Source organism: Microcoleus sp. PH2017_09_SFU_O_A (genome assembly GCF_020738625.1).
Classification (GTDB): domain Bacteria; phylum Cyanobacteriota; class Cyanobacteriia; order Cyanobacteriales; family Microcoleaceae; genus Microcoleus.
The window spans coordinates 1-26,617 of sequence record NZ_JAEQCF010000072.1; the positions used below are offsets into that span (position 1 = coordinate 1).

General features: G+C 43.5%; 23 protein-coding genes and 1 pseudogene. 8 read left to right on the plus strand and 16 right to left on the minus strand.

Annotated features, from left to right (window positions below; all coding sequences use genetic code 11):
* The 4 genes and pseudogenes from JGK16_RS23950 to JGK16_RS23965 all read right to left on the minus strand — a co-directional run.
* Positions 1-265, minus strand: a pseudogene (locus JGK16_RS23950) (MerR family DNA-binding transcriptional regulator); the annotation flags it as partial.
* Positions 266-800: 535 nt separating this feature from the next.
* On the minus strand, positions 801-2,147 hold the full coding sequence (locus tag JGK16_RS23955) for an EAL domain-containing response regulator (RefSeq protein WP_293184882.1): 1,347 nt from the start codon (positions 2,145-2,147) through the stop codon (positions 801-803).
* A gap of 513 nt (positions 2,148-2,660) precedes the next feature.
* Positions 2,661-2,930 carry a hypothetical protein gene (locus JGK16_RS23960; RefSeq protein ID WP_293184881.1) on the minus strand — a complete coding sequence of 90 codons (270 nt, stop codon included), beginning with the start codon at positions 2,928-2,930 and terminating at the stop codon, positions 2,661-2,663.
* A 190-nt stretch (positions 2,931-3,120) separates the two neighbouring features.
* On the minus strand, positions 3,121-5,052 hold the full coding sequence (locus JGK16_RS23965) for a serine/threonine-protein kinase (RefSeq protein WP_293192784.1): 1,932 nt from the start codon (positions 5,050-5,052) through the stop codon (positions 3,121-3,123).
* Positions 5,053-5,227: 175 nt separating this feature from the next.
* Here JGK16_RS23965 and JGK16_RS23970 point away from each other — a divergent pair, with 175 nt between their 5' ends.
* Together JGK16_RS23970 and JGK16_RS23975 are read left to right on the plus strand one after the other, a co-directional pair.
* Positions 5,228-5,644: an element excision factor XisH family protein gene (locus JGK16_RS23970; RefSeq protein ID WP_293184879.1), complete on the plus strand. Its 417-nt coding sequence runs from the start codon at positions 5,228-5,230 to the stop codon at positions 5,642-5,644.
* Positions 5,632-5,967 (plus strand): XisI protein, encoded by a 336-nt coding sequence (locus JGK16_RS23975; RefSeq protein ID WP_293184878.1) that lies wholly within the window; start codon positions 5,632-5,634, stop codon positions 5,965-5,967. The genes JGK16_RS23970 and JGK16_RS23975 overlap by 13 nt, the downstream gene beginning before the upstream one ends.
* Positions 5,968-6,140: 173 nt before the next feature.
* Here the strand turns inward: JGK16_RS23975 and JGK16_RS23980 are convergent, their stop codons facing one another.
* The 5 genes from JGK16_RS23980 to JGK16_RS24000 all read right to left on the minus strand — a co-directional run bounded on the left by JGK16_RS23980 (position 6,141) and on the right by JGK16_RS24000 (position 12,098).
* Positions 6,141-7,259: a Rho termination factor (modular protein) gene (locus tag JGK16_RS23980; RefSeq protein WP_293192786.1), complete on the minus strand. Its 1,119-nt coding sequence runs from the start codon at positions 7,257-7,259 to the stop codon at positions 6,141-6,143.
* A 521-nt stretch (positions 7,260-7,780) separates the two neighbouring features.
* Positions 7,781-8,668 (minus strand): ParB N-terminal domain-containing protein, encoded by an 888-nt coding sequence (locus JGK16_RS23985; RefSeq protein WP_293192788.1) that lies wholly within the window; start codon positions 8,666-8,668, stop codon positions 7,781-7,783.
* Positions 8,669-8,674: 6 nt separating this feature from the next.
* Positions 8,675-10,165, minus strand: coding sequence for an AAA family ATPase (locus JGK16_RS23990; RefSeq protein ID WP_293192790.1), 1,491 nt, complete (start codon positions 10,163-10,165; stop codon positions 8,675-8,677).
* A 349-nt stretch (positions 10,166-10,514) separates the two neighbouring features.
* Positions 10,515-11,567 carry a fatty acid desaturase gene (locus JGK16_RS23995; RefSeq protein ID WP_293184873.1) on the minus strand — a complete coding sequence of 351 codons (1,053 nt, stop codon included), beginning with the start codon at positions 11,565-11,567 and terminating at the stop codon, positions 10,515-10,517.
* Between the two features lie 237 nt (positions 11,568-11,804).
* Positions 11,805-12,098, minus strand: a complete 294-nt coding sequence (locus JGK16_RS24000; protein WP_293184872.1) for a hypothetical protein — start codon at positions 12,096-12,098, stop codon at positions 11,805-11,807.
* A 126-nt stretch (positions 12,099-12,224) separates the two neighbouring features.
* Between JGK16_RS24000 and thrC the strand changes: the two genes are divergently transcribed.
* The gene (gene thrC, locus JGK16_RS24005) at positions 12,225-13,343 is read left to right on the plus strand and encodes a threonine synthase (protein WP_293192808.1); all 1,119 of its coding nucleotides are present in this window, start codon (positions 12,225-12,227) and stop codon (positions 13,341-13,343) included.
* A gap of 210 nt (positions 13,344-13,553) precedes the next feature.
* Positions 13,554-14,189 carry a Uma2 family endonuclease gene (locus JGK16_RS24010; protein ID WP_293192792.1) on the plus strand — a complete coding sequence of 212 codons (636 nt, stop codon included), beginning with the start codon at positions 13,554-13,556 and terminating at the stop codon, positions 14,187-14,189.
* Positions 14,190-14,593: 404 nt separating this feature from the next.
* Here JGK16_RS24010 and JGK16_RS24015 read toward each other — a convergent pair whose 3' ends face one another.
* Both JGK16_RS24015 and JGK16_RS24020 read right to left on the minus strand, forming a co-directional pair.
* Positions 14,594-17,887, minus strand: coding sequence for a CHAT domain-containing tetratricopeptide repeat protein (locus JGK16_RS24015; protein WP_293192794.1), 3,294 nt, complete (start codon positions 17,885-17,887; stop codon positions 14,594-14,596).
* A 233-nt stretch (positions 17,888-18,120) separates the two neighbouring features.
* Complete coding sequence (locus JGK16_RS24020; RefSeq protein WP_293192796.1) at positions 18,121-19,014, minus strand: DUF4384 domain-containing protein; 894 nt, start codon at positions 19,012-19,014, stop codon at positions 18,121-18,123.
* A 464-nt stretch (positions 19,015-19,478) separates the two neighbouring features.
* Between JGK16_RS24020 and JGK16_RS24025 the strand changes: the two genes are divergently transcribed.
* Both JGK16_RS24025 and JGK16_RS24030 read left to right on the plus strand, forming a co-directional pair.
* Positions 19,479-20,765: a DUF4407 domain-containing protein gene (locus JGK16_RS24025; RefSeq protein ID WP_293192798.1), complete on the plus strand. Its 1,287-nt coding sequence runs from the start codon at positions 19,479-19,481 to the stop codon at positions 20,763-20,765.
* A 191-nt stretch (positions 20,766-20,956) separates the two neighbouring features.
* The gene (locus JGK16_RS24030; RefSeq protein ID WP_293192800.1) at positions 20,957-21,511 is read left to right on the plus strand and encodes a hypothetical protein; all 555 of its coding nucleotides are present in this window, start codon (positions 20,957-20,959) and stop codon (positions 21,509-21,511) included.
* Between the two features lie 195 nt (positions 21,512-21,706).
* Here the strand turns inward: JGK16_RS24030 and JGK16_RS24035 are convergent, their stop codons facing one another.
* Positions 21,707-22,327 carry a hypothetical protein gene (locus JGK16_RS24035; RefSeq protein WP_293192802.1) on the minus strand — a complete coding sequence of 207 codons (621 nt, stop codon included), beginning with the start codon at positions 22,325-22,327 and terminating at the stop codon, positions 21,707-21,709.
* Positions 22,328-22,401: 74 nt separating this feature from the next.
* Here JGK16_RS24035 and JGK16_RS24040 point away from each other — a divergent pair, with 74 nt between their 5' ends.
* Together JGK16_RS24040 and JGK16_RS24045 are read left to right on the plus strand one after the other, a co-directional pair.
* Positions 22,402-23,427: a YihY/virulence factor BrkB family protein gene (locus JGK16_RS24040; RefSeq protein WP_293192804.1), complete on the plus strand. Its 1,026-nt coding sequence runs from the start codon at positions 22,402-22,404 to the stop codon at positions 23,425-23,427.
* 497 nt (positions 23,428-23,924) lie between these two features.
* A complete protein-coding gene (locus JGK16_RS24045; RefSeq protein WP_293192806.1) occupies positions 23,925-24,587 on the plus strand; it encodes a hypothetical protein in 663 nt (220 codons plus the stop codon).
* 175 nt (positions 24,588-24,762) lie between these two features.
* Here JGK16_RS24045 and JGK16_RS24050 read toward each other — a convergent pair whose 3' ends face one another.
* The 4 genes from JGK16_RS24050 to JGK16_RS24065 form a co-directional block, all read right to left on the minus strand.
* Complete coding sequence (locus tag JGK16_RS24050) at positions 24,763-25,248, minus strand: MAE_28990/MAE_18760 family HEPN-like nuclease (protein WP_293184861.1); 486 nt, start codon at positions 25,246-25,248, stop codon at positions 24,763-24,765.
* Positions 25,249-25,254: 6 nt separating this feature from the next.
* The gene (locus JGK16_RS24055; RefSeq protein WP_293184860.1) at positions 25,255-25,455 is read right to left on the minus strand and encodes a hypothetical protein; all 201 of its coding nucleotides are present in this window, start codon (positions 25,453-25,455) and stop codon (positions 25,255-25,257) included.
* 106 nt (positions 25,456-25,561) lie between these two features.
* The gene (locus JGK16_RS24060) at positions 25,562-26,095 is read right to left on the minus strand and encodes a DUF262 domain-containing protein (protein WP_293184858.1); all 534 of its coding nucleotides are present in this window, start codon (positions 26,093-26,095) and stop codon (positions 25,562-25,564) included.
* Between the two features lie 194 nt (positions 26,096-26,289).
* The coding region (locus JGK16_RS24065; protein WP_325315616.1) for a hypothetical protein at positions 26,290-26,617 on the minus strand (328 nt) is incomplete at its 5' end.

The window sequence follows — 26,617 nt, forward strand, 5'->3', positions numbered from 1 at the left end:
AGTTAAGCCCACTGGCAATGTCGGTAATGAGTTCGGCTGATGGATAGAGTTCCAATAATTTTGCAATTTGTCGGTCAAGGTCGGCTTTTTGATGCAGACGGTCGACTCTGGCGTAGAGGATAGTTCTTTGATTAGTTTTGCTAAATCCGGCATCAGAATTAATTAAATATCGTCGTTGACCGGAGGGTGTGCGAATGGCGGTAATAATACCATCTTTTTCCCATCGCCTGAGCGTATGTAGGCAAACTCCAAAATGTTCGGCTGCTTGCCTTGGGGTTGAGTAGCCAAAAGTGAATAATGCTGAATATTCGGCTAGTTTAACACATTATTCAGATAATTCAATCAAAATTCAGTAAATCAATCAACAGGAGAATGCTCTCAAAAAGCTACAACTTTTCAAGAGGGAGCGTCAACTTTTCCGCAGAAAAAAGCAGCTAAAAGAAAGAATTGGCTCTTCAGTACCTTTTTTGCTGAATTTTTCATTAAGCACGATCGCTTGGCTGTAAAATCCCGGCTTCTAGCCTAAACTTTGCCCCCAAGCCTCAAAGGCTAAGAATCATAACTAGGCTGATTGCCCGGTAAGGGTTTAGGCCTAGCTTACAGACTTATTCAGCATAACGCGCTAGTAGGTAAGCGCTACCAAACGTCACTATGTAATAATTGTAAACTATCCAAATGCCAAGAAAGTAGCACTCCTGGGCCCTGTTTACATACTGTTACATGGTTCAGTTTGATAGCGCCTACCTACTTAATGAAGAGCCAAAGAATTTCATTTTATCATACAGAAATCCTGGTAACACTTAGACTATTCCTAGACCTGACATGGTAAGGTTTTTAGATTTTTCGGGTTCGGAGACAGGGACAAAAGGTATAACACGAGCAGGTGCTGCTACTGGGGGCTGAGCGAACAAACGCTGGTTGGCAATCAACATACTTTCAATTATCGCTGCCGGTTCGGGGCGGCTGAACAGATACCCCTGCATGATATCGCATTGGTGCTGTTTCAAGAAAGCTAGTTCTGCTTCTGTTTCTACTCCTTCTGCAATTACTGTCATATTTAAGCTGTGACCCAGCAAAATTACTGCTGTGGTAATAGCAGCATTTTGAGCGTCTTCGCTGGCATTTCGCACGAAAATGCGATCGATCTTTAAGCTGTCAAAAGCAAATTGCTTGAGATATCCTAAAGTAGCATAACCGGTGCCGAAGTCGTCAATGGCAATCCGAATTCCGAGAGCTTTAAGTTCGTTTAAAGTTGCGCCTGCGACTGTCGCATTTTCTACCAGAGCGCTTTCGGTCATTTCTAATTCTAAATTTGCAGGCTCCAAGCCTGTAGTTTCTAATATTTGCACGATTCGGGCCTTGAGTTCGGGGTCGGATAACTGCCGGGCCGACAAATTTACTGATATCGTAAAAGGCGAGAACCCCGCCGCCAGCCAACTCGCCGCTTGAGCGCAAGCTGAAAGCAGTACCCACTCGCCAATCTGAATAATTAAACCTGTTTCTTCGGCTAAGGGAATAAATTCAGCGGGAGAAATTATACCTCGATCGGGATTTTGCCAGCGCACCAAAGCTTCAGCGCCGATAACTTGTCCGGTAGCAATATTCACCTGGGGCTGATAGTATACTTGAAACTCACCTTGTGCTAAAGCGTGGCGCAGCAGAGCTTCTAGAGCCAACTTTTCAGGGGAGAGGACACAAACCTTTGTAGAGTCGTTAGCTAAATCTTTGAGTCTGGCTTCTGCTTGGTGAAGCGCAACTGTCAGGGGTTGGGTAATAGTTTGCCGTTTCGAGACGCGAGAAGCAATCGCTCCCAACAATTCAGCCTTAGTAAACGGCTTTGTTAGGTAATCGTCAGCCCCCAATTCCATCCCCCGACGAAAATCGGTTTTGGCACTTTGAGCCGTGAGGAAAATAAATGGAATTGTAGCAGCCAGGGAGTTTTGTCGCAGAGTCCGCAACACGTCATAACCGTCGAGTTCCGGCATCTGTACGTCGCACAAAATTAAGTCTGGGATCTCCGAAAGTGCCATCTGCACCCCAAATCGACCGTTTTCTGCCACGATAACTCGGTAGCTGTGAGATTCCAGGAGTTGCACAAGAGTCTCCCGGATTAATTCGTCGTCTTCAATGACTAAAATTTTGAGCATGATACTTAGATAACAGATGGCACTATATATCAGAACCTGACTAACTCTAGCATACTCAAACTTGACAGTTACTGATTAGGCCAATTAGCTAATAAATTTTTAGCCAAATGGCTAAAGATTTTCCCTCGGTTCTTAAGTGACAATCAAAGAATTGGCAAAATTCGCAATAGTTTTCGATCGCTTTCAAAGGCATACAACTGTTGCGCCCGACTATTTTAATAAATTTTAATAAAAAATATTGTTGTTTCTCATAAAAAATGCCGCCAACACTTTCACTACTGCGCGGATAGCGGCAAGTTTTATATAATATCGGGTCAATTCGCTTTAAAAAGTGTTCGATCGTTCTGGCTTCATTCCTGGGATGGATGCGGACTAAAGTCGGAACGATCAAACCAATTTTATTTTGTCGTTTCAGGGGACATCATAGGATGGACTGATGGATGCGGACTAAAGTCCGAACGATCAAGCCAATTTTATTTTGTCGTTTCAGGGGACATCATAGGATGCGCTGCCTTAATTCACAGGTTTAGTGGAATTCGCGCAAAACTTGTCATCTACAATTGCAGAATTGATACTGACAGCTTGCATTGATGATGACGGAATGATGAGGTCTCGCGGAACTACAAGTGTCTTTTTGCAAACTAACTCGCTGCTGCCTACAGAGGCAAAGTTCCAAGCATAAAATTCGGGATTGCTGACTGTCGCACTGGCAGAAGATAAACCTAATGCAGTCATTAATACTAATCCCAAAGTTACTAAAGCTACGATCGCAAATCTCAGCATATTCTTTGTTTGAACCGGAAAATTTACCCGCTCGGGATTACTTCATTATGGCTCGATCGCCCTCAAGGCGTCAATAGCCTTGAGTCGATTTTAGATTTACTCCGACCGATGAGTCAGTGAGCTTGAACGGGAGTCTCAAATTTTCGACCGCGACAGGAGTCGGGGGCTAAGATCCGTTTTGGGATGGGGGTTATTTCGTCTCCAGATTCAACTCGTAGGCGATCGCCTCGGATGACTGAGAAACCACCACGAATTCATAAAAACCAGCATCATCGAGAGTTCCAGACCAACTCACCTCCTCTGCATCTTCCAGTAAAGCCTTGGCTTTGTTGGTGCGCCCAGGAGAATAAATTGATAGCAGAGTTGATTTGCGCGGAGCTTGCAAATTTACGCTCAAAATCTGATTTTGGGCGAACCTGGCAATGTAAGCTTTGCCTTCTCCGGGCTTGAGATTTCCTTTAAGGGTTTTGTTGTTCGCGCGGCGGTCAAATTCGACGCTTTCAAGAGTTGCTCCTGCTTGCAAAGAGGCGAGGGCGTCGGCGGTAATTGCTTGCCAAATTTGTCCGATCGGCAAACCGATGATATTTTTATTCCGTGGGTGCTGTGGAAACCAATAAAAGAACTTGGCATCAGCCAAATCGTACAGCGCTCGACTGCTCAAATTCAGCTTGTTAACCTCGGCTTTGGAGCGATCGAGATCTGTAGTCTCGTAACTGCCCAACCGCGCTCTGGCATCGCTGCTGAGGTTTTCGAGCTTGTCGAGCAAGTCGTCGCCGATTTTCTGCCACTTTTCGCGCCATTGGCGATCCTCGTCGCCTTCTTTTAACAGCCGCCCGTTTAATTCTGGGTATTTGGCATAGAAATTCTCATCTACAAGGTTGACGTAACCGTTGTAGAATCGATCGTCAATTTTAAGCCGAGAGTAGCGATCGCGCAAAGCATCCTCTTGCTGCTGCTTCGGGCCCGGAGTCACGGGAATCTTCTGCACTTTTGATTGCAGGTTTAACACATAATTGCCCGCAAACCAGCCAACTCCGCCCATACTCGATAGCACCGCCACTACGAACAAAAACATTTTCCAAGCAGGCATCTTTTGCTGATTGCCGATCGTGGCCACTCGCACTGGAGTTCCCGGAAGCTTCGGGGCGGGGGCTGGCACGGGTATGGGTGCGGCCAGAGGTGTGTAGTCCGGCGGTGGCTGCGTGAGTCCCAAATCCGGCTGTGGGGATGGCTGTGGCTGTGGCTGTAACAGCGGATTGCCGGAGAGAGCGAGCAAAACCTCGCGAGCCGAGGAGTAACGCTGGTTCGGCTGCTGAGCGAGCATTTTATCCAGCACCAGGGACAAATTCGGAGAGAGAGAACAGTGCGATCGCCAGTTCCAATTCAGTGTCTGACTGTCGAGCAATTCATGCGGTTCCTTCCCTGTCAACAACACCAAAACCGTCGCAGCCAGAGCGTACAAATCGCTGTGGGGAGACACAATCCCCATTTGCATCTGTTCGACGGGAGCATAGCCGAGTTTGCCGATGCGAGTCGCGGGGGTGGGAGTGGCGTTAGCTTCAGTTTCAGCAAATAGAGATTCTACGGTGGCGGCGATTTGTTTGACTCCGCCGAAGTCAATGAGCACGGGCATTCCGTCAGACAAGCGCAGAATTAGGTTGTCGGGGGAGATGTCGCGGTGAATCACTCCCAAGGAGTGAATGTATTCGAGGACTGGCAAAATTTGAATCAGCAGTTGATTGATTTCTGCTTCGATGAACCGCAAACCCTGACGCTTCCTGGCATCCAGCAGGAAGCGGTAATTTTGACCGGGTACGTAGTCTTGGACGAGAAATAGGTAGCCTCGATCGACTATACTGACGCGAAACATTTCGCGGAAGCGCGGAATTTGATTGTGTTGCAGTTTGTAGAGCACTCCGGCTTCGCGCTCGAAGAGTTCCTCGGATTTTTGTAAGGCGTAACTTCCTTGTACTTGGGGCGCAAATTCTTTTAAAACGCAGGGTTCGTTAAATCGGTGGGCATCTTCAGCGAGGTAGGTGCGCCCGAAGCCTCCGTGTCCCAATTCGCGGACGATGCGGTAGTGGTTGTTGAGAGTTATGCCGGGATAGATAGGATTAGTCATCACTTATAGGTGGATTTTGTAAACTGTCACGACTCCTGTTTGCTCGGACTATAAGAAATATTATCCTTAATTGGTATTGAAGTTCGATCGACAAGTAGTTTTCCGCGGCTATGAGTTGGGAAAAGCATTGTGTTATTATATAATTAGGGTAACAGTTGATGGTTAAGCTTAGAATATGCCAGCAAAAGACATCTACCACAATAATGTCAGAACAGCCCTGGAAAAGGACGGGTGGACAATAACCAAAGATCCGCTACCCTTAAAAATTGGCAAACGTACTCTCAGTGTCGATCTAGGTGCAGAAAAACTATTTGCCGCCGAAAAACAAGGTCGCAAAATTGCTGTAGAAGTCAAAAGTTTTGTGAGTGCTTCACCAGTTCATGACTTAGAACAAGCTGTTGGACAGTATATTGTTTACGAAGATATTCTACAGCGATCGGAACCTGAACGGATAATATATCTGGCAATCCGTGCAGAAGTTTATGCAGAAATTTTTTCTGAACCTATTGGGCAGATTTTGCTAGAAAACAAGAGATTTAAACTAATAGTTTTTGATTCATTAAAGGAGACAGTTATCAGATGGATAGACTAGATGAATATCGCCAAATTGTTCGCAATGTTTTAGATAGTTATGCCCAGATTTCTTACGGACACGGAGAAATTAAAAGCAGCGTTATTGTCGATCGCGAACAAAACAATTTTTTACTGATGCACGATGGCTGGCAAGGGCCTAAAAGAATTCACGATTGTATCGTTCATGTGGAAATTATTGACGGAAAAATCTGGATTCAACAAGATGGTATAGAAACGGGAATTACCGCAGAACTTGTAGAATTAGGAGTGCCTAAAGACAAGATAGTTTTAGGGTTTCATCCGTATCACGTTCGGCAGCATACGGGATATGCGATCGCCTAAACCAGCTTACAATACAATAAAATTGGGCGTTGCTGAAACTAGCGAGTTTCGGAGGCAAATCATACTCCTTTCTCAGCAACGCCGAAATTTGTATCAAAAGCCCGATCGCGCATTTTGCATAAAAACGCGATCGAACACCAAACAATTAGTTTTAACTCTTAACAATTACCGCTTTATTTGCCATCAGCTTCTCTGAGCGCAGCCAGAATTTCCGGTCGTTTCATGCGCGCGTAGCCCCGCACTTTTCGGTCTTTGCCGATCGCCTTCAAGCGTCTCAGCGAAAGAGTATCGTAGTCTTCCTCGTCTTCCTGCTGTTGCTGCTGGGGCGGAAACGGCAATTCTAACTGCAACTGCGGTAGCTGAGGTTTCGACTGCGCCTTCGACTGCTTCTTAGCCTGGGTTTTTGGCTGCGCCTTCGACTGCTGTTTCGGCGGTGTCTCGGGCTGTATTTCTGAGTGCGTCGCAGCGGCTCCCAGTTGGCTGCGGAGCGTGGCAATTTGATTTTTTAGGTCATTTTCTACGTCTGCGATCGTGTCAGCCACAAACTGATTAATTATTTGGACAGTGCGATCTAATTTGATTGACAACAATTTTTCCAGTTCATCCAACTGTCTCAACACACCTTCAAGATTCATCTCCGAAATAACCTCCGATTTCGGAGAACTATTGCTGCCAGATTGTTCAATTTTTTTAGCCAATTTATCTACCTTTTCATGAAATGTTTTTTCAACTTGTTCTAGCAGATGCTTTATCTGTGTTATTTGATCGCGATCGAAGTTCTGCTCGGCTAGAGCTTTTACTTGTTTTTTTAGCAGGTCTTCATTCTTTTTAACAGATTGTTCTATTTGTTTTGTTAGACTCTCTACCTTTTTTTGAAATGATAGCTCAAATTGTTGCAGTAGAGTCTCAAGTTGTGCAGTTTTTTGAGTCGGCTGCGGAGCTAAATGTTCCATTTCTGCTTGAGCCGCAACTACCTCCTCGTCGGTCATTTCAAAAACCCAAGCCCACATTTGCTCAAGGCCGAGTTCTTTCGCAACAATACACCAATCTGAGCCGCAGACAACTTCGTATTCTTCTTCGTTGCTGTAAGCTTCAGTAGGACGTACAATTAAAGGAATTAAGTTGCTGCCTTGCTCGATGAGACTTCTCCTGAGAGCTTCCCGACGTTCGCGAGGGATTTCTCCCCCCTGAGTCTCTGGTACTGCAATTTGGGAAGTATAAATCTGACTGTGACTAATTGGCTTAATCCGCAAATATTCTACTATTCGGTTTTGATCTTGCGATCGATCCATCTTCTTACAAGTCCCCTTTTGTCATTAAAATCAGGTGTTTGGGTAATTATATATATTTGCACTTTACAGCCTGGGTTTTAAGTGCCACAGGACTAACTCAAGAACTCTAATGATAGGGTGCGAGACAAACACCTTACTCAGACTTTGGTTAGTTAAAGGATTTGTTGGCCTGAGTCTCTAAATCTGGGAGAGATATCGGCGGCGTGCTGTACCTGTGCGGCTGGCTGTGGGGTGAGGGCCCGGGCGATCCTGCAACGAGGGCTTCGCTAACGGCAAAACTGACTGCAATTCCTACAAAAAATCGACTGTGATGAGTTTAACTGGCTGGGGGACACAAATTATACACTGCTTCACTCATCTTTACTTTTTTTGGCGATCGGGCGATCGCTACCGTGTTCAGGTTTAGCAGGAATTGCCAGTTGTGAGTATTTTTGCTCCTAGTCAATCACCTTTCAGAAATCCGGTTTTAACTCTTGTGGGGTGGGCTTCTAGCCCGCCCCCAAAAAAGCAATTGAGACGGCTCACAACTTATGAGTATTTTGCCAGTAATCAATAATTTTAATCATTGTTTTGTCGCCTAGCCCTTGAATACGTTCCACCACATTGGCAAATGACACAAACGGCTTCACATCTCGCTTTTCGTCGAGGATTCGTTGTATAATTTTATCGTTCACTAACTTAGTATATTCAAAATTCGCTTTCAGTTGAGCTGGATTTTGAGTATTCAGTGCGGCCAACAGCGACATTGGTTGAGAAGTTACCTGTTCAACTTCTGGTACCGCATCTACCAAACAGGGCTTTTCCGATGCAGACTCTGATTTCAACTCATTAATTCTGTTAGCCAACTGCGCTTCAATTAACAGAGGTAATTGTTGGGCAATTAGGTTTTCAATTTCTTGTATTCTCTCAGCCAATACCTTTTTTTCACGGGCGTGTTCAGCTTTCAATTCATGAATTTGAATTTCTAACCGGGCTTCAATATTTGTCACTCGCTGCTCTAAACTAGATGAGGCTTCTACAGTTTCAATTTCAACTGAAGCCTCAGTTATAAATGACTCTTTGGGAGTTTCAATTTCACCTAGATTCTCACTGATTGCGGTTTTTCTGAGGATTTCCAGTTGTTCGAGGAGAAGTGCTTCATTTTCTGGTTCCAGGATGAATGCTCCGATTGTCTCGCCCTTGAGAGGTTCAATTTCCCTGGCTCTCGCCGCGGCGTAGTATTCAAGGTTTCCGTCTACTATTTCGTAAGCATCCATACTGGTGCGGCGGACAATGATCGGATTAATCAAGCCTCCGGCGTCTAAAATAAGTCTAGCTAATTTATCTAAATCGCGATCGGCAAAATTGGAACGGGGAACTGCGGAGGTAATTCTTTTGACTGCAACCAGTGACGGAGATAATTTTTTCATAAGTTTTTACTGACCTATTTTTACCAAAACTTCTTCGGCTAGCATTTCAAATTCTTGGGATGAAGTGCAATCCGGTTTAAAATCTAGCACCGAAATCGGATCGGCGATTTCCATATTGCCCACGATTTTAAATAGTTCTGCACACTTTGCTAAATCCTCTCTCTCATAAATTACGCTGTCCATAATTTCCAGGCCGTAGCGTTTGGGAATAGCCTCCCTCCGCTTGGGCAAACTGTACTGTACAAACTTAGGATTGGGTGAGATTTTGCAAGGGAGGATGCCTAAAATTTCTAAAGGTTTTTTGCCGATTTGTTTTTTGAATCCATTGACTTTTTTGATAAAATCCTTGACATTAATCAATCCTTGATTGGCAAAAGGTTTTAAGTCAGAAGGAATAATTAAATAATCCGCAGCAATCAGGGCAACTCTGGCGAAAAAATTCAAAGATGGCGGCGTATCAATCAGTACAATATCGTACTTATCTTCTACTTCCGCTAGTTTTTGAATTAAAATCATGCGACTGTAATCTAGTTGATTTAGTTCCGTTTCATAGTACATTAAATCGATGTGGGAAGGAACTACATCGATTTTAGGATTGCAAAAATTAGACTCGCGGGCTACTTCGGCGATCGAGTAAAAATCCTCTGATTGCAAAACTTGAAGAATATTGCAATCTTTCAAATCATCTTGTTCTTCATCTTCAAATTTGACCAAACCAGTTGCAAAGGTTGTATTTGCCTGACTGTCTAAGTCGATGACTAGGACTCTTTTACCTTCCTTGCTCAGGGCTGCTGCTAAATTGACTACTGTTGTGGTTTTACCGACGCCGCCTTTGTTGTGGTAAACTGCTATTATTTTCATACTATTTTGCGGGGTTTGGGGAATGATTAAATCGGATGATTTAACTAAAATATCTTCAGGTATTTGTTCGGGGGATGAGACTTGAATGATTTCAGGTTCTGCGGTGGCGGGATTGTTTTGTTGTACCGATACTTCGGTAATTAACTCAGGAGTAACTAAATTAGTTTTACTATCTTCCAGTTCTAGATTATCTGGATTTATTACAAACTTTAAACTATCTCTGCCAATTAAAGCTATAATTTCATCAATTCTACTTTCAAGGTCTTGTCCGGCGCACTGAAATGCTAGCTGAATATCATCGCTCACTCTTGCATAAATTCTAATCTCTTTGCCGTTAGTTATGAGTCCGTAGCGGATGCTTAAACTTGTTAAGTAACGCTTCAGTTTCCGCCGATGGCGGTCTAGATTTTCCTTGGGATGTTTTGCCTCCATGACTAAACTCATGGGCGAGTCTGCATCGAACACTATGGGGATAACTTGGGTAGCAAATGAGAGGAAGTCTAGGCGAATATTCCCAAAGGCGATTTCTTGGTGCCAAGTGTCGGGGGTATAGCCGAGTTTTGGCAACAAATAACTGACAATGAGTTTGCTTTCTACTTCGCTTTCGTTGCGACAGTTATTGGGATTGAAAATCATGTTTCATGGGGAATTGGGAATTGGGAATTGGGAATTGGTAATGGGTAATTGGGAATTGGTGTCAACTTCATGTCAAATGTAATCTAATGTTTGACTATTAGCCCCGCTGATCCCCCCTAACCCCCCTTAAAAAGGGGGGGACAAGAGTAATTTCAAAGTCAACCCCTACTCCCCTTAAAAAGGGGGGACAGGCAATGCTCAAAGTCCCCCTTTTTAAGGGGGATTTAGGGGGATCTAGACTGCGCTAAAAGCAAGATTTATCAAAAATTCTAGCTAGGGATTGTGATATTAATAAAACCCGGTTTGTTTAACAAAACCGGGTTTTTAGGGGATTTATCGCGTTTCAAACTTATTTGGTTTGAGCGTGAAATTCCTCTAATGTTTGATAGCCACCAGCGGGGTTGTACAGGTGACAGTTGTCTGCAATCCGCTTCATTAAAGACCAAGAAAATTTGGTTTCATAGAGATGAGGTTGCCAGTTTTCCTTTAAGCTGCTGTGGGCTAGGCGCAAGTTGTACCAGGGTATAGCAGTTGAAAGGTGGTGGGGAACGTGCACGTTAATGTCGTGGCACAGAAACTCAACCCAGCGGGGATAGTCGCAGTGAACTGTTCCCGATAGTTGTGCTTGGGCTTCGTTCCATTCTTCTGGTGCTTTAAATGAAATGTCTGGCGCTGTGTGGTGAACAATGGTGAAGGTGCTCATCCAGAAGTGGTAAACCATCCAGGGCATCAACCAAAATTTGATGAATCCCCAAATGCCTGTGGTGGCTATTAAAGTCGGAAATACGATCGCAGCACCGATCAAAACCACAAAAACCGAAAACCGCACTTGTTCGCGTTGTTGACCTTCTTTGAAGCGCCACCACATAAAGTGTACTTTTGCCCAGTGGGCGATCGATCCAATCCACCACATTGGGCCGAAGATTAAACGATAAGCTATTTGTAATGCTTTGGGCGCGGCAGCGTAGCTTTCTGCTGTCATTGGTTGCCAAGCATTATCTTCACCAATTTTGTTGGTGTGCTTGTGGTGATAATTGTGTCCGTGACGCCATGCGTGAAACGGAAAAATTAACGGGAGAAATGCGAGATGTCCGACTAAATCGTTTACCCAGCGACGGTTGGCAAATGACCGGTGTCCGCAGTCGTGGCCTATCACAAAAAAACCGGTTAATCCGGTACCTGTGAAAATCCACATCAGGGGCAGTAAATACCAAGGTGATACTGCTAGGCCAAAATAACCAACAGCAACTAGAAGAACGTTGACGATGACTTTTGTCCAAGCTTTGCGAGGGTTTTTGACAAATACTTCGCGCGGCAGGGTTTGGAGAATATCTTTGAGGCGCAGGTTGGAAGTGTCCCTTGCGGATGTCAAATTTAGTGGTTTTTCGATCGATGCTGTCATAAATTGATGTCTACTCTCCGTGTGCCATGTGGATGGCTTAACAAAATTAGCGCAATAAAATATCAGCTCGCTACTGACAATCAGCAGACGAGTTGAGCAGTAGGCAAGCGCGTTTTCGCAAATGCTAGCAATCGCTAGCCGCGGATTAAATGGCTAGCGCTTTTGGTTAAAAAAAACACTGCGGTTAACAAAACTTTACTTTTTATACCACAGGGGCGGCACAATTAGCACGAGTTGTTACTGGTAATTGCCGTTGCCCACAGCAGAATTTTTGCCGATCGCAACTTGAGATCCAGCAACAGAGCGTTGCTGTTTGAGGGTTTGGACTTCCAGCAGCAAGGAGTCGATTTCTGCTTGCAGGTGCAGGAACTTAACTTGCTGATCGGCTTGGTAGGGGCACTTCACCGAATCTACTTTGCGCGCAAAACCCGTCGATAGCGTAGCAGAACTAGCGATTTCGGGATTGCTAGCCGTGACTTGAGGCCGAGAAAGAGTGGAGGAATTATTTGACATTAGTAATTGAGTAGACATATCTACACATTCACACCATTAAGTTACTTTAACCTGAACGGATCGTATCAAACATTAAATTAACCGATCGAGCTAAAATTAGTGTAAATTCTTTGCCAAAGCCTAGAAACCATTGACATCGTGACCCTGATTCTACCTGTAACTGACTCTGCTGCTAACTCCGCTGCCCGCGCAGCCTCGCCGAAACTTCACGGTTGGCCGGGCTTGATCGAAGCTTATCGCCCCTACCTGCCGGTGACTGAAACCACGCCGGTAGTGACACTCCAAGAAGGCAATACTCCCTTAATTCCAGCACCTGCGATCGCCGCTCTCATCGGTAGAGACGTGCGCGTGCTGGTGAAATACGACGGCCTCAACCCCACTGGTAGTTTCAAAGACCGGGGGATGACAATGGCGATTTCCAAGGCGAAGGAAGCCGGCGCCAAAGCTGTAATTTGCGCCAGTACCGGCAATACTTCGGCAGCGGCAGCAGCCTACGCCAGACGCGGGGGGATGCGGGCTTTCGTGTTGATTCCCGAAGGTTACGTGGCTTTGGGCAAGTTGGCCCAAGCTTTGCTTTACGGTGCGGAAGTCATTTCGATTGTCGGTAATTTCGATCGGGCTTTAGAAATTGTCCGCTCCATGGCTGAAAATTATCCCGTAACTTTGGTCAACTCCGTCAACCCTTACCGCTTGGAAGGCCAAAAAACCGGCGCGTTTGAAGTAGTGGACGCCTTGGGCGACGCCCCCGACTGGCTGTGCATTCCCGTGGGAAATGCGGGAAACATCACAGCATACTGGATGGGTTTTTGTCAATACCACCAAGTGAATAAATGTTCGCGTTTGCCACGAATGATGGGATTCCAAGCAGCCGGAGCAGCACCGTTGGTAACGGGTGTACCAGTGGCGAACCCAGAAACTTTGGCGACAGCAATTCGGATCGGCAACCCTGCTAGCTGGAAACAGGCTGTTGCTGCTTCCGAAGCCAGCCGCGGCAGTTTTTCTGCTGTCACCGACGAAGAAATTCTCGACGCTTACCGCTTGTTAGCATCCGAAGAAGGGATTTTCTGCGAACCAGCTAGCGCTGCTTCTGTCGCCGGTTTGCTGAAGGTAAAAGACCAAGTTCCAACAGGAGCAACGGTGGTTTGTGTACTCACTGGTAATGGTTTGAAAGACCCAGATACGGCAATTAATCACAGCAAGAACAACTTTAAGCAAGGAATTGCTCCGAATTTGGATGCAGTAGCTGGCGCGATGGGATTTTAAGCAGAAGGAAGAGAGAAACGGCACGGATTTGAACACGGAGACACGGATGAATTTAACTGAGTTTTATTTCAGGAGATATGAATACTCTCTGTTCTCGTCTGTGTCTTTTCTTCTTCAGTCAAGCGGATTTCCTTGATGGGAGCCAAATCCGTTACCGAACTTCCTTCGGCTATAATAGGATTATCTGTCAAACACTCTTGAGAAAAAGTTATGTTACTAACCAAACCTCGTGCCGATCGAGTTGTTATGTATAATATCAGTTGGCAACAATTTGAGAACTTGCTCGCGGATCTCGGTGAAAGCCGTGCTGCTAGATTCGCCTATGACAATGGAACTTTAGAAATTATGACACCCTTACCCGAACATGAATACTACAAAGAAACGATCGGCGATACTGTTAAAGATATAGCAGAAGTGTTGGAGCAAGATTATGCAAGTTTAGGATCAACCACTTGGAAGCGAGAAATCCAAAAAGCTGGAGTAGAACCAGACAATTGTTTCTACTTCCAAAATGAGCCAAAAATTCGCGGCAAACTCCAGTTTAATTTGGAACAAGATCCGCCGCCGGATTTGGCTTTAGAAATAGACGTAACGAGTAAATCTCTCAGTCGTTTTCCCATTTATGCTCGGTTGGGTGTGCCTGAAATTTGGTGTTACGATTCGGGTGAACTGAAAATCTACCAACGGTCGGGGAAAGAATATATAGAGGTACAAACTAGCTCAATTTTTCCAAGTCTTCCGATACAAGAAATACCCGAATTGATCGAGCAAAATCGTTATTCGGGGCGGATTTCTTTGCGTAAAGCCGTGCGAGCATGGGCGAGAAAAAAATCGGGAGAACTCTAAGATATTTTTCAATCAAATTTAGACTAATATCATGAGCCGATAAAACTTCTTAATATGCCCATTAGCTTAGCGACATTATTCAGGAAATATTCATTAGGATCGATTTCAACTACAGAATCAAATAATTTCATAAATTTCCAGTTATATCAAGATCCTCGGCGGTTGAAACCGCGTCTACACAAACGAAGTCCGCGCAACGCGAGACTAAGAAATAGGACAGGCAAGATGCCTGTTCCACTCTTAGTTAAAATTTCTTGTGGGGTGGGGGACAAGAGTCTTTTCAAAGTCCCCCTTCTTAAGGGGGATTTAGGGGGATCTAGACTCAACTACAAGCGACATTTCCTATGGTTTTGAGTCTGAAGTTGACACCAATAGCCGAATCTCTAGCCCCTAGACGCGACATTCTACATTTCCCCCTGAGAAATCCATGCACCCCAAAAATAGGGATGAGATAACAATTGATAATCGGGGTTAGCCTCAATAAACTCCTCTGAAATAACTTTTTTATCATCGATAAACTCATCGACAATATCACAACCCAGAGGAAATTGTCGTAACTCCTGAATCGTAATTGTGCGAATATAAGATTGAGCCTTTAATAAAGCTTCTCGCTTACCTAAACCCTGCTCAACATCACTTAAAAACCGATCCATCAACAACAGAGAAACACGGGTAGGAACTTCCCACAAACTCATAATTAAAGCCTTACATCCCGCCACCGCAAAGGCACGCCGCAGCCCAAAAACTCCCTCTCCTAATTGCACGTCTCCCAAGCCAGTTTGACAAGCAATTAAAATCGTTACTTCATTTTCCCATAAATCAATCCCGGCCACATCCTGAGCTAATAATAATCCTTTCCCCATTTTCTTTGCATCCTCTGGTAAAGTTTTCCCTTGTCGCGAAGTGTTTGCCCCAGCAAAGGCTAAACCCGCACGAATCATCGCATTATTAGCAGGGGCAACGGCAAAGCGATCTAAGGGGTTTTCGGTGAGGTTGAGTGAGGGACTTTCTGGTTCAAAATAGCCATGCGTGGCAATTAATAAAATGCGGGGACTTGCTGTTTGAGATAACAGGGTTTCTACCGCTTCATCGCCTAAATAGAGATTGGGAATGGCTAATTTTTTTGCAATACTTTTGGCTAGGGGTTCTGTTTCACGAAGGGGCTTAAAGTAATTGTCATGTGAATCTTGGGTTTCAGATGTCTCTTCACTAGGAGGATCGGGATAGTCAAAATTAGGATTAGCAATAATTAAGGATTCGGAGGCGGTACGGTCTGTCTCCAGTTTCCATCTTAAAACATCTTTGCCACTACTGAGATAACTGATTTGATAATTATCCCTTAATAACTGTTGGCCGGTTTCATCGACGGGCAAAACGCCAAACGGAATCAGGCTTAATTGGGAATCTGGGGCGATAAAAATGTTTTGGTAAGGTTGCAGAATTGAAAGGAGAGGGGTAAAGATTTTTTCGCGTAGGGCGTTGGGATATTGGGGGTTATATTGATAAGCGTTTAATCGCTCTTCTAGTGCTTCAACCTTTTTTTTCGCGCCTCCCTTTGCCATTGTTTCTGAAGGTGGGGGATTGTTTTCTAAGGATAAAACTTGACGTACCTTTTCAATTAAATCATCAATGGGTTGAGCTTCTCCTAATGAAATCATCTGCACGGCATCGGGATTTCCAGCGGGTAAAATAAATGCCCAATATTCGGCGGCTTTCAAGTTTTGGCCTATGGCGGCTCTAAAATCATAACGATTAAACCGCACATATTCCACTAATACCGCATTGGCGGGTAATTTCAAGGCAACCGCCCGACGATCTACGGTTTGATCTTGCAGTTGAATTTCAGGAACTTGGGTAGCGAGTTCTTTTTCTAATTGTTGGCATTGTTGTTCTAATTGGGCAATATCTTTTTGATATTCTCCCAAACGAATGCGATAAAGTTCTATGGGTTTTTCAGGATCTGGAAGGGGAGGGTTATTGGTGCGGTGAAATAGTTGTTTTTGCAAAGAACGGAGGCGATCGAACTGGGGTTTGATGTGGGAATAGCGTTGACTGTAGATGGCAAAATTAAACGCGGCTAACGCTGCTGCGGTGAGAGATTTGCGTTTGAGAACGACATCTAAGGCTTTTTGGACTTGTTCGGGAGAGTTGGAGAAATATTGAGAAACTAAGGAGAGGAAAATATAAAAACTAGGTCTTTTATTTTTAATTGATTGCAGTCTTTCTTTTTCTGAACTAAAGGCAAAATTACGACGGATTAAGCGAGTCTCCATTTCAGTGGCTTGGTGCATTTTTTCAAACGCTGCTTGAGAACGGTTCGTAGCCTCTAAAAGTAATCCCAAGGCATTGAGACTGGCTGCCACATTAGGATTGTCGCCTGTAAATAGGCGTTGGAACATCTCTAATCCCTGTTTGTAGAGAGGTTCAGCTTCACTGTAGCGTCCTTGTAAGTGGTAGAGCGATCCCAAGAGAATAAGACTACTTGCCACAGAAGGATGGTCGTATGTAAATAGGCGTTGGAACATCTCTAATCCCTGTTTGTAGAGAGGTTCAGTTTCACTGTAGCGTCTTTGTAAGTGGTAGAGGGATGCCAAGGTAATGAGACTATTTGCCACAGAAGGATGGTCGTATGTAAATAGGCGTTGTGCCATCTCTAATGCCTGTTTGTAGAGAAGTTCAGCTTCACTGTAGCGTCCTTGAGAGTTGTAGAGTGATGCCAAGTTAGTGATATTATTTACTACCAAAGGATGGTCGCCCATAAATAGGCGTTGGAACATCTCTAATGCCTGTTTGTAAAGAGGTTCAGCTTCACTGTAGCGTCCTTGGGAGTTGTAGAGTAATCCCAAGTTATTGAGATTATTTGCCACAGAAGGATTGTCGCCTGTAAATAAGCGTTGGAACATCTCTAATGCCTGTTTGTAGAGAGGTTCAGCTTCACTGTAGTGTCCTTGGGAGTCGTAGAGTGATGCCAAGTTATGAAGACTAAGTGCCACATCAGGATGATCGCCTGTAAATAGGCGTTGTGTCATCTTTGATGCCTTTTTGCAGAAAAGTTCAGCTTCACTGTAGCGCCCTTGTAAATTGTAGAGTAATGCCAAGTTATTGAGACAGAGTGCCAGATTAGGATGATCGCCTGTAAATAGCCGTTGATACATCTCTAATGCCTGTTTGTAGAGAGGTTCAGCTTCACTGTAGTGTCCTTGAGAGTCGTAGAGTGATGCCAAGTTATGAAGACTAAGTGCCACATCAGGATGATCGCCTGTAAATAGGCGTTGTGTCATTTCTAATGCCTGTTTGTAGAGAAGTTCAGATTCATTGTAGCGTCCTTGGTAATGGTAAAGTAATGCTAAGTTATTGAGACTGGTTGCCACATCAGGATGGTCGCCTGTAAATAAGCATTGCCTTATCTTTAATGCTTGTTTGCAGAGAAGTTCAGCTTCACTATAGCGTCCTTGAATTCTGCATAGTTCTGCCAAGTTATTGAGATTATTTGCCACAATGGGATGGTTGTCTGTAAATAGGTGTGGTGTCATTTTTATCATTTTTAATGCTTTTTCAACAACAACTATCACCTCATTAAATTTGCCTTGGTTATAAAGCTGAATAGCTTTTTTATTAAGCATTAACCACTTAATTTGTTGCATTGAATCATTCCAAACCTGACTTAAACCCTTAGCCAATTGATTTAAAAAATTCATTTCCCTTTTCCTTAATTATTGATAAAAACGGGGTTTATGCTATTCTCCACAAACCCCAACAGGACTTACCCACATCAAGGCGAGAAACCGGGTTTCTTCGTAGATATCTAGTTGAGAATCTTCGATTTTTCATAGAAACCCAGTTTCTTTGCGTAGTCTTGCCCAAAAAACCAGCTTTTTGCAGAATTATCGGCAGAGAAACCCAGTCTATTATGCAAAAGCCGATATCTGTATTACCCCTGAGAGGCAACAACCAAATATTGCGTATATAACACCTCAGCGTTCGTTTGACCATTCACATAGTCCAAAATTCCTGCTAAATGCTCTTGATTGACTTCTAACGCTTCCTTGCGACTATCTTCCAACCACTGAAAAGGCGGTAATTCAGGAGTAATCACAGCAAGCAGTTGTTCCCATCCTAGCTCATCCGATCCAAAAGATTCATACTCCGAGTCAGAAAGGGGTAACTTCGTCTCTTTCCCTGCATGGTAGGAGGAGGGGGCAAATTCCGAAGGGCACAAACAAATAATCGTGCCGTTAGGTTCCCGTTCAAATAACATTAAATGTCCGCTTTGGGGAGAAATCACCCGATAAGTTAAATCGCTATTAGCCGGAAATTTTTGACGTTTGATGTTCCGTCGTGCGCCCATATCTGCTAATTGCGGTTCCCATTTTTCCACAATTAACTCAGATTGCTTTTCTTTATCTGTCGTGGACTGGGAATTTTCAGCTTTTGTTTTTAATTCGTTCCAACATTCCTCGATAGTGCGCGGTTTAATTAAACCCTGTTCTTTTGCCCATTGTGCAAACATTTCCTCCCGCAACCACCGCCGGCAATTTTTCCACCTATCCACGCCTTCACTGGGCGGACATTTCATTTCTTCCAGCTTGGCACATATTGAGGCTAATGTTTGCCTGAAAGTTTGACCCGCCTTAACTTCATTATCTTCATCAACTAATTGTTTTTTGCACTTTTGTGCTAATGGTTCATGCAAGCAACCATCATTATCTTTGATAAAGCGTTTCCGAAAAACCAGGTCTTTTTTTCCAGAAAAATTGAAGTGATTAACCATCGCATCGATAAAATCGCCTTCATACTCATCATACAATTGCTGTAACGTTTTCATGGTTTTGAACTCCTTTTAATCTACCTATGAACTTTAGGGGCGGATTCCGCAAAGATTAAACATTCCTACCAATAACCTTGATAAACCCATCCCATCAAGAATCATCGAAATCGGGGCTGGTTTAGTCAAATTTGGGTTGGGATGACATAAATCTGGGAATGGTGCGGGTTTAGTTCAATCCAGTTTGGGTGACTGAAACCTCGGTGAACCCGCCCCTACCGTCGATAAACTTGCGATCTTTTTTATAGCATAACCTACCTTTAAAATCTAGATTTTATTACAAAATTCGACAAGAATCGACACCAACCAATCGATATTCATAGATACTTTAGCTCGCGCAGACAAATTTAGACAAAACTCGATAATTTATCGATAAAAACCTCTCTGAAAACATCGACCGATCGAGTATACCTGTTGGTAGATGGTATTCAGAATCAAGACTATCCCTTAAGGAGAACAAGACAATGGAACGATTTTTATGGTGGTGTGCTGGTGCTGACGCGGACTTATTAGAAGATTGCCGTTACCAAAAAGAGAAGCATAAATATGCTGCGATTGGGGCTTCAGTTCTCTTAACCACAGCCTGTGCGGTATTGTCGGGTGGCTATGCCTTTTATACAATCTTCAAAAACCCAACTCAAGCCCTACTTTTAGGGCTATTCTGGGGATTGTTCGTTTTCAATATGGATCGCTTAATTATCATCACCACCCATAAAGAAGAAACAATCAGTTTGCAACAAATTGGGATGGGAGCAACTCGGATTATGGTTGCTCTTTTAATAGCAGTTGTTGTGGCTAAACCCTTAGAATTGAAAATCTTTGAAAAGCCGATTTTAGCTGACCTCGCTCAAGAGAATGCTAAAATTGCCCTAGCAATCAAAAAAGACCTGAATGAAGGAATGCCAGAGATTGTCGAATTAGAAGCAAAAAATCAAGGCTTGGAAAAAAGTCTCTTAGAAAAAGAAACAAATCGAGATTTATTGTGCAATGAATCCATTAAAGAAGCCGAAGGGATTAGCGGCACAGGCAAACAAGGAAAAGGCCCAGTTTTCAAAGAAAAACAAGCCATTTGCCTCACACAAAAAGAAGAATTCAAAGCCTTGCGGAGCAAAATAGAACCCCAATTAGCGCAAAATCGGCAGCGGATTAGCCAACTGCAATCCCAAAAAGACCAGCAGTTTCAAACCGTAAAAAACGCCAGAGAAAGAGCCGATGACATGATCACTCAGCTAAACGTTTTGGAAAAAATAGCCAAAAATAATCCAGCTATAGCCCATGCGAGTCACGCCATCTCTTTGCTGTTTATTGTCATAGATACAGCCCCAATCTTTGCCAAATTACTCGCCAAACGCGGCCCCTATGATGTGATGCTAGAGGAACGGGAAGATGAAGAAAATTTGAGGGTAGAAGGAGAGCGAAAGTATTTCCCAACTAAACTCAATGAGGAACAAAAGCTGGAGAGAGCTTTTTATAAGCAGAGCCTCGAAGCAGCCTATAAGAGTCCTGAAATGGAAACAGTCAAAAATGAACTGTCTCAAAAAATTGTAGAGGGCACCCGCAAAAAATACAAGTTTGGCAGAAAAAAACGCAGTTTCATTGATTTATTGTCTTCTTGTTTGGGCAAGATGTTTGATTTTTTTTCAAAAAAAAAGAGCGGCAGTTTTGGACAGAAGTCTACAACAAACTCGCCACAGTCAGTCAAGAAATTGAAGATATCAAGGCCCAAAGCCTCCGGTTCCAGAGTAAAGTAAATTCCTTTATTGCTGAAGCCATAACAAAGCTGGAAGAGTACATGAATCGTCTGTTATGACTCCAAAACCCCGGTTTTTAATAAGCCGGGGTTTTCAGTTCCAAGGCTTGCACAAAAAACGATATTTGCCGACGGACAAAACATCAATGATTCGATATGGTATAAATATCAACTTGATTTGAGGATCGATTCATGTCTAATATTGAAAAAAGAAAACCAATGGAGTTAGTTAAGCAACAACAAGAATTAGAAGTGGTTGCATCCCCAATTGTTCGTCTCACGGATCAAGCACAGGTAGCTATCGATTCCGTTATGGCAAAACGGGAAGGATTCTTGCAACGGTTTTTCCCTGATGCAGCAACCCGCGCTGTTATCAGGGGGGAATTGGCTTTAATCAAAGATGAGTTCGAGTTCCGCAAACGGGCTTTAGAGAAAGTGCGTGAGACACAGATTCAATCTCTCACAGAACATTGTAACCAGTATTTGGTGCGAGAAAAAGCCGCTATCCGCAGTGCAACAGCCGCTTTTTTACTGGAGAAAAAGCTGGAGTTAGACAACAATCTCAGTTCGCTATTTGAGGAATTTATCGCGCGTATGGAAGTGCAGATGGCTCAAGTTGAAACTATCCAAAATCCGACCTTAAAGCGGGGTCGTCAATCTCAATTAGAGAAAACTATTGAAGACTTTTTCGATCTTCAGAATCGTTTAGTAGATGACTTTCAAAAGATTATTTCTGAAGGAGTTTAAAGGTTTAATGAAAGGGAAATAAACTCGCCCCCCATCTAGGCTTTCAGAAACTCGGTCGATCGCCAAAACCGGGTTTCTCTATTTTCACTAACGATCGGCGATCGCCCACCGCCATAATCCCGATGCGATCGCCTAAAATAAAACTCAACTCTTTTGCCATTCTACAGTGTTGGACTAATGACTACAGACTACTGACTATTCCCCAAAAGGTGGTAGCTGAAGAAACTGATTTTTAGAAGGCGGAAGTTGAGCGGGATTTTGGCGGATTTCGATCGCAGTTTCGCTAGGATTTGCGGTGCGAGTAGGGACTATTTCGAGAGAATAGGCTGGTGATGGTTCCATTTTTGCAGTAGGAATAGTTTGTGCTTTGGTGAGCAAGTCAACGGCGTCTGCTAGGGCGGTGGTTAAATTTCTGCTAGTCTCGGCGTGACGGGCTTCTTCTTGTTTGAGCGCTTGAGTGAGTTGTTTGATTTGTTCGATCGCCCGATCGCGCTCTTCGAGAACTTCTGTTAACTTAGTTTTAAGTTCCCCAACTGTATGCAGTTGTTCAACCTCATGCTGGCGAGCAACTCCAGCCTCGTCACCTTCGGGCGCAATCGGGGAGAAACTTTGAAATTCCTGTATCTGTGCTTCCAAAGCATCGATGCTTTGCTGAGTTAACTTAGCATCATTCCGGCGCTGCTCGGCTTCGGTATTGTAGAGTTGGCGCCATTGAGCCGCACTTTCACCAGCGTCATCGCGATCGCGCGAAACCTCTGTCAACTGCTGTTGTAGTCGCTTAATTTCATCTAACCACTGTCTGATATCTTGAGACATATTGTTTATTTTAGATTTTAGATTTTAGATTTTAGATTAGTCATTGGTCATTAGTCATTGGGAATTTGTAAGCTATGAACATTTATTACTGGTTGCGCTACCTGATTTTAGCCTTGTTTAAGGCACTTTTGAGGCTGCTGAGAGCTGTCAAAACGAAATTTGGTGATTTTTGGCTGTTTTGTCGGTGTTTGACTTGGAGCACGCTCAAGGAAGTCTGCATGAAAGCGGGAGAGCAGCGGTTGCCGGGGCTCTCTGCCGAAATGGCCTACAATTCTATGCTGGCGCTGTTTCCTGGGCTCTTGGCTATCTTGTCGGCGATCGCCCTGTTTGAACCTTTGCAATCAACACTGTATCAAATGGCCGGTCTTTTGGGCAAAGTTATACCCGATGAAATCCGAAATTTGATTAGGAGTTCCCTCACAGAAATTCTTTCAATACGCAACCAACAGCTATTTTCACTAAGTTTTGTAGTATCGCTGTGGGCATTTTCTGGAGTAATGAGCGCCGCGATGGCCGCCCTCGATCAAATTCATCAAATCCCGGCTACTCAAACTCGATCTTTTGTTAAAGCAAAACTTATTTCTATTTCTCTAAGCATTGGTACAATTTTGCTACTAATCTTAGCATCAGGAGTTGTCTTTGTCAGCGACTTAATTGTGCAAGCTATTGCCCGCCAGAGTTGCCTGTTAGAGTCGGTAGCAAATTGCAATTTAAAAGATGTCAAGAGTTGCCTAATGTTTCTGCCAGATTGTCCCTTAGAAGCACAATTATTAGGTGTTTGGCGACTGTGGCGTTGGCCTAGCACCTTGGGCATTGTATCCCTTGCCTTTGCCTTTGTTTACCGCTACGGGCCGAGCCGCCGTCACCCAGAGACACCAATTTTTTCCGGGGCTGTGTTTGCAGCTCTGCTATGGGCGATGCTTTCAGGTTTATTTCGATTTTATGTTTTGAATTTAGGCAATTACAATTGGACTTACGGCACGATCGGAACTTTTATCGTTTTGCTGCTCTGGCTTTATCTGTGTTGTTTGGCGATGTTGATCGGTGCTCAGTTAAATGTGACTGTGGGAAAGGCAATGAAACAATCAAACAAATGGTAATTGCTAAAGTAGTTAGTAGTTAGTAGTTAGTAGTTAGTAGTTAGTAGTTAGTAGTTAGTAGTTAGTAGTTGGTAGTTGGTAGTTGGTAGTTGGTAGTTGTAGGATGTGTCGCCACGAAAAATCTCTAGCTACCTATCGACAATTTAACAGCTCCGCACTCGACCCCAATGGTATTATAAACAAACATAATATTTATTTGGTAGATTTTTTTCAATAATCTTATTGTTAATCCCAAAAAATAAGTTTCAGCATTAAGACGAAACGAACAGAAAACTAAATTATTAAATTTTGTCACTTACCGGATGTCGGATTATCGGCGCAGTACAGTGCTGAGTATACCCGCAACAAAAGACAGAAAAATCAGTATCCAAATAACACCACCGGGAAGGAATGTTAAGAGGCCAACACCTCTGAGAATCCAAACTAATAAAGTTATCCCTAGGACAGTCCAGAAAATGCGGGTTGATAGTCGAAATTGAAATCGAGGAGAATTAGTCATGTTGAATATAAAAATCTTATCTGGATCAATGATAGCTGTTTTGCTGGCGATCGCCAGTCACTTCACCTTCATCTCGACTCCCGGCGCTGCTGTGGCGCGCGCAGGTGCAAATACTCTGGGGGAAGTAGCCAATGCTGCTGCAAAACCTTCCTCTGCAAGTGTAGCAATTGGCGATCGCACAATTGGCGAAGCAAAAATCGGCATGACTTTGGGACAACTCAAGCAGGCTCTAGGTTCCACAGCCCAGTTTAAGGTAGAGTCTCCTTTTATGGTAGACTTCGATGCAGTGGCGATTAGTCGATCGGGAAAAGTACAGTATCGGATTATTTACGCTGCGGGTACAAAGCTGAAAGATGCGGATGCGATCGAACTTTTGATGACTGACAATTCTAATTATAAAACAGCTCAAGGCGTCGGGCCAGGAATGACATTAAAACAAGCCGAGGCAATTTACGGCAAGACTACTTTATCTTATAATGTGGATAATGAATCGAGAGAAAATGTAGTTTTTGCCAACCAACCGAGCAAAAAGTTCTTGTTTGTTCCCAAGGCTGCTGGGAAGCAATTTGCAGGAGTTTATGGCGCGGGTAAAGGGGGATTTTTTGAGACTAACAAGTATCAACCGAATGCTGTAATTAAGTCAGTGATGGTGCGGAAGTAGCCTTCGCATCATTCCTAGAAACCGGGTTTCTTCGGAGATATCTCGCCACCCAACCAAAATTACCCTAGAAACCCGGTTTCTTACCCCTCCCATCATTCCCAGAAACCGGGTTTCTTATGAGATATGTCGCCACCCAACCAAAATTACTCTAGAAACCCGGTTTCTTAGCCTAAAATTAAGGATTATTTGTATTTACGTCCAAATACTCTTGATTGTCCAGATAACTTTTAACATTCTCAAGTATTTGACGCAAATACTCTATGACTTCTTCCTTCATTTCTAATAGTTCCTCAATAGCCTGATATCCCCCCACTTCTTCAAAAGACTTAATCCCGTGGGCTAAATCATTTCTATTACTTTTAATCACTACAAGATTTTGCCCATTTTTGGTCTTAGGAAAGTCTGTTTGATATGAAAAACCGTATTTGTCTGCTATTTCTTTAATTAACCTAGCATCCACATTTCCTGAAAACAGTTCCTCGCGTTCAAATGTAGCTGTGATTATATCAGTAGAGAGTTGATTAATTGTTAAATAAATTTTCTTAGGAGAACGATTTTTAAGATTTTGGAGGACAATCAGTTTAATTTCTGGTTTGAGTTGGTCAAAGGTGACTGCTTTATTTTTGAACTCCTCAAATATGGCTTCAATCGCATTTCGCATAGTGGATTAAACCAAGTTATATAGCAACAAAAAACCATTGGCTTTGAGCGTTTTTGCTAACTCTGGATCTAGGCTTTTAATTTGGTAGTTGCCAGTAGTATCAAGTAAAGCTAACTGCGTTGTCTGTTTTTCCAGGCTGTCCAAAAATACAAAGTAATCATCCACATCTTTAGCACGTATATTAAATTCTAAGAATACAGTTTCCATGATTATATTCGACTGCCAACATATTGAATATGCACAAATTATTTTGATTATACCAATAATTGCAGCAGTATATTTTGTGCTTTATTGAAATTTCTTTACTTGGCTGTTAAAATGATTGTATCCGTTCAAATACATCTCTTCGGACTTCCTCGTTGGCAGCTTGGGTTAGTTGGATAATCCGAACTGTAGTTCGGTTGAAGTTTCTCTGACGAGAAAGCAGTAGATCGGCAAACTTAAATCCATTTAATTGCTCTATTTTTTCGAGTCCACTTAATGTTAATTCGTTATTGATAAATCTAGCTAGGGTAAGAATGCGTTGTGCGCCGTCTACGATCTCTAAACGTGGTTCATCATTTTCATCATGACGGATCTCAACAACGAATATATAAGGTATTGGTATCCCCCAAATTACAGACTCAATAAACTTTGATTGCCTGGTGTCATCCCAAACAATTTGACGTTGGTAGTCTGGAATAAACAATTTATTAGTATCATCGTTAATTCCTTCCAGATATTTTTGAACGAGTATTTCGACTGGATACTGTTTCGTGTCGTAATTAATTTGCTGCCGCTTGTCGCGAATTTCCATTTCAGCGGCATTTCTGTCTTGAAGCGTAATTTGTTCTAGTTGCGATCGCATATTTTTAACTAACGAAGAAGCACTGTATATACGAGCATTTTACCACAACCCAGGGTTGATAAAGTCCTGTTCGGAGAATTTTAGTCTTGAGGCTACCGCAGTGTAAATTCTGATTTGACTAAGATGGTACGGCCGATCGCCCTTAGCAACAAAAAGAGCGATCGCCAAACAGAAATCGCCGCGAAGATTAAAATCTACAACGCGCTGCTGAGGGAATTAGAAGCACGATCGCGCAATGCCTCCAAACGATTACTTTCCCCGTTTAAATCGAACACAACCTCAAACTTAACGTGGGGTATAGTTTGTCGCAAAAACTGAAAATGCCCCTCTGCATCGGAGCGACTGCGGCAGCGGGCGACAATTATCCATTGCCCAGAGGGTAACAAACGGGCGATCGCCCAACAACACAAGCGGTCTTTGTATTTGATACTCCCCAGCCCGCTCCGGGACGGGGATTCTTGAAGAGTCCAAATGCGAACTTTCAAAGGCGAAATCAAAGCGCCTCTACTGACTCCTTCAAGA

Excerpts from the sequence above, each read along its gene's own strand:
- JGK16_RS24015 (WP_293192794.1), bottom strand. The coding sequence starts at position 17,887 with ATGAATTTTTTAAATCAATTGGCTAAGGGTTTAAGTCAGGTTTGGAAT.
- JGK16_RS23995 (WP_293184873.1), bottom strand. The coding sequence starts at position 11,567 with ATGACAGCATCGATCGAAAAACCACTAAATTTGACATCCGCAAGGGAC.
- JGK16_RS24010 (WP_293192792.1), top strand. The coding sequence starts at position 13,554 with ATGTTACTAACCAAACCTCGTGCCGATCGAGTTGTTATGTATAATATC.
- JGK16_RS24060 (WP_293184858.1), bottom strand. The coding sequence starts at position 26,095 with ATGCGATCGCAACTAGAACAAATTACGCTTCAAGACAGAAATGCCGCT.
- JGK16_RS23980 (WP_293192786.1), bottom strand. The coding sequence starts at position 7,259 with ATGGATCGATCGCAAGATCAAAACCGAATAGTAGAATATTTGCGGATT.
- JGK16_RS24040 (WP_293192804.1), top strand. The coding sequence starts at position 22,402 with ATGAACATTTATTACTGGTTGCGCTACCTGATTTTAGCCTTGTTTAAG.
- JGK16_RS24045 (WP_293192806.1), top strand. The coding sequence starts at position 23,925 with ATGTTGAATATAAAAATCTTATCTGGATCAATGATAGCTGTTTTGCTG.
- JGK16_RS24055 (WP_293184860.1), bottom strand. The coding sequence starts at position 25,455 with ATGGAAACTGTATTCTTAGAATTTAATATACGTGCTAAAGATGTGGAT.
- JGK16_RS24025 (WP_293192798.1), top strand. The coding sequence starts at position 19,479 with ATGGAACGATTTTTATGGTGGTGTGCTGGTGCTGACGCGGACTTATTA.
- JGK16_RS24000 (WP_293184872.1), bottom strand. The coding sequence starts at position 12,098 with ATGTCTACTCAATTACTAATGTCAAATAATTCCTCCACTCTTTCTCGG.
- JGK16_RS24020 (WP_293192796.1), bottom strand. The coding sequence starts at position 19,014 with ATGAAAACGTTACAGCAATTGTATGATGAGTATGAAGGCGATTTTATC.
- JGK16_RS23955 (WP_293184882.1), bottom strand. The coding sequence starts at position 2,147 with ATGCTCAAAATTTTAGTCATTGAAGACGACGAATTAATCCGGGAGACT.
- JGK16_RS23985 (WP_293192788.1), bottom strand. The coding sequence starts at position 8,668 with ATGAAAAAATTATCTCCGTCACTGGTTGCAGTCAAAAGAATTACCTCC.
- JGK16_RS23990 (WP_293192790.1), bottom strand. The coding sequence starts at position 10,165 with ATGATTTTCAATCCCAATAACTGTCGCAACGAAAGCGAAGTAGAAAGC.
- JGK16_RS24035 (WP_293192802.1), bottom strand. The coding sequence starts at position 22,327 with ATGTCTCAAGATATCAGACAGTGGTTAGATGAAATTAAGCGACTACAA.
- JGK16_RS23970 (WP_293184879.1), top strand. The coding sequence starts at position 5,228 with ATGCCAGCAAAAGACATCTACCACAATAATGTCAGAACAGCCCTGGAA.
- JGK16_RS23975 (WP_293184878.1), top strand. The coding sequence starts at position 5,632 with ATGGATAGACTAGATGAATATCGCCAAATTGTTCGCAATGTTTTAGAT.
- JGK16_RS23960 (WP_293184881.1), bottom strand. The coding sequence starts at position 2,930 with ATGCTGAGATTTGCGATCGTAGCTTTAGTAACTTTGGGATTAGTATTA.
- JGK16_RS24050 (WP_293184861.1), bottom strand. The coding sequence starts at position 25,248 with ATGCGAAATGCGATTGAAGCCATATTTGAGGAGTTCAAAAATAAAGCA.
- JGK16_RS24030 (WP_293192800.1), top strand. The coding sequence starts at position 20,957 with ATGTCTAATATTGAAAAAAGAAAACCAATGGAGTTAGTTAAGCAACAA.
- JGK16_RS23965 (WP_293192784.1), bottom strand. The coding sequence starts at position 5,052 with ATGACTAATCCTATCTATCCCGGCATAACTCTCAACAACCACTACCGC.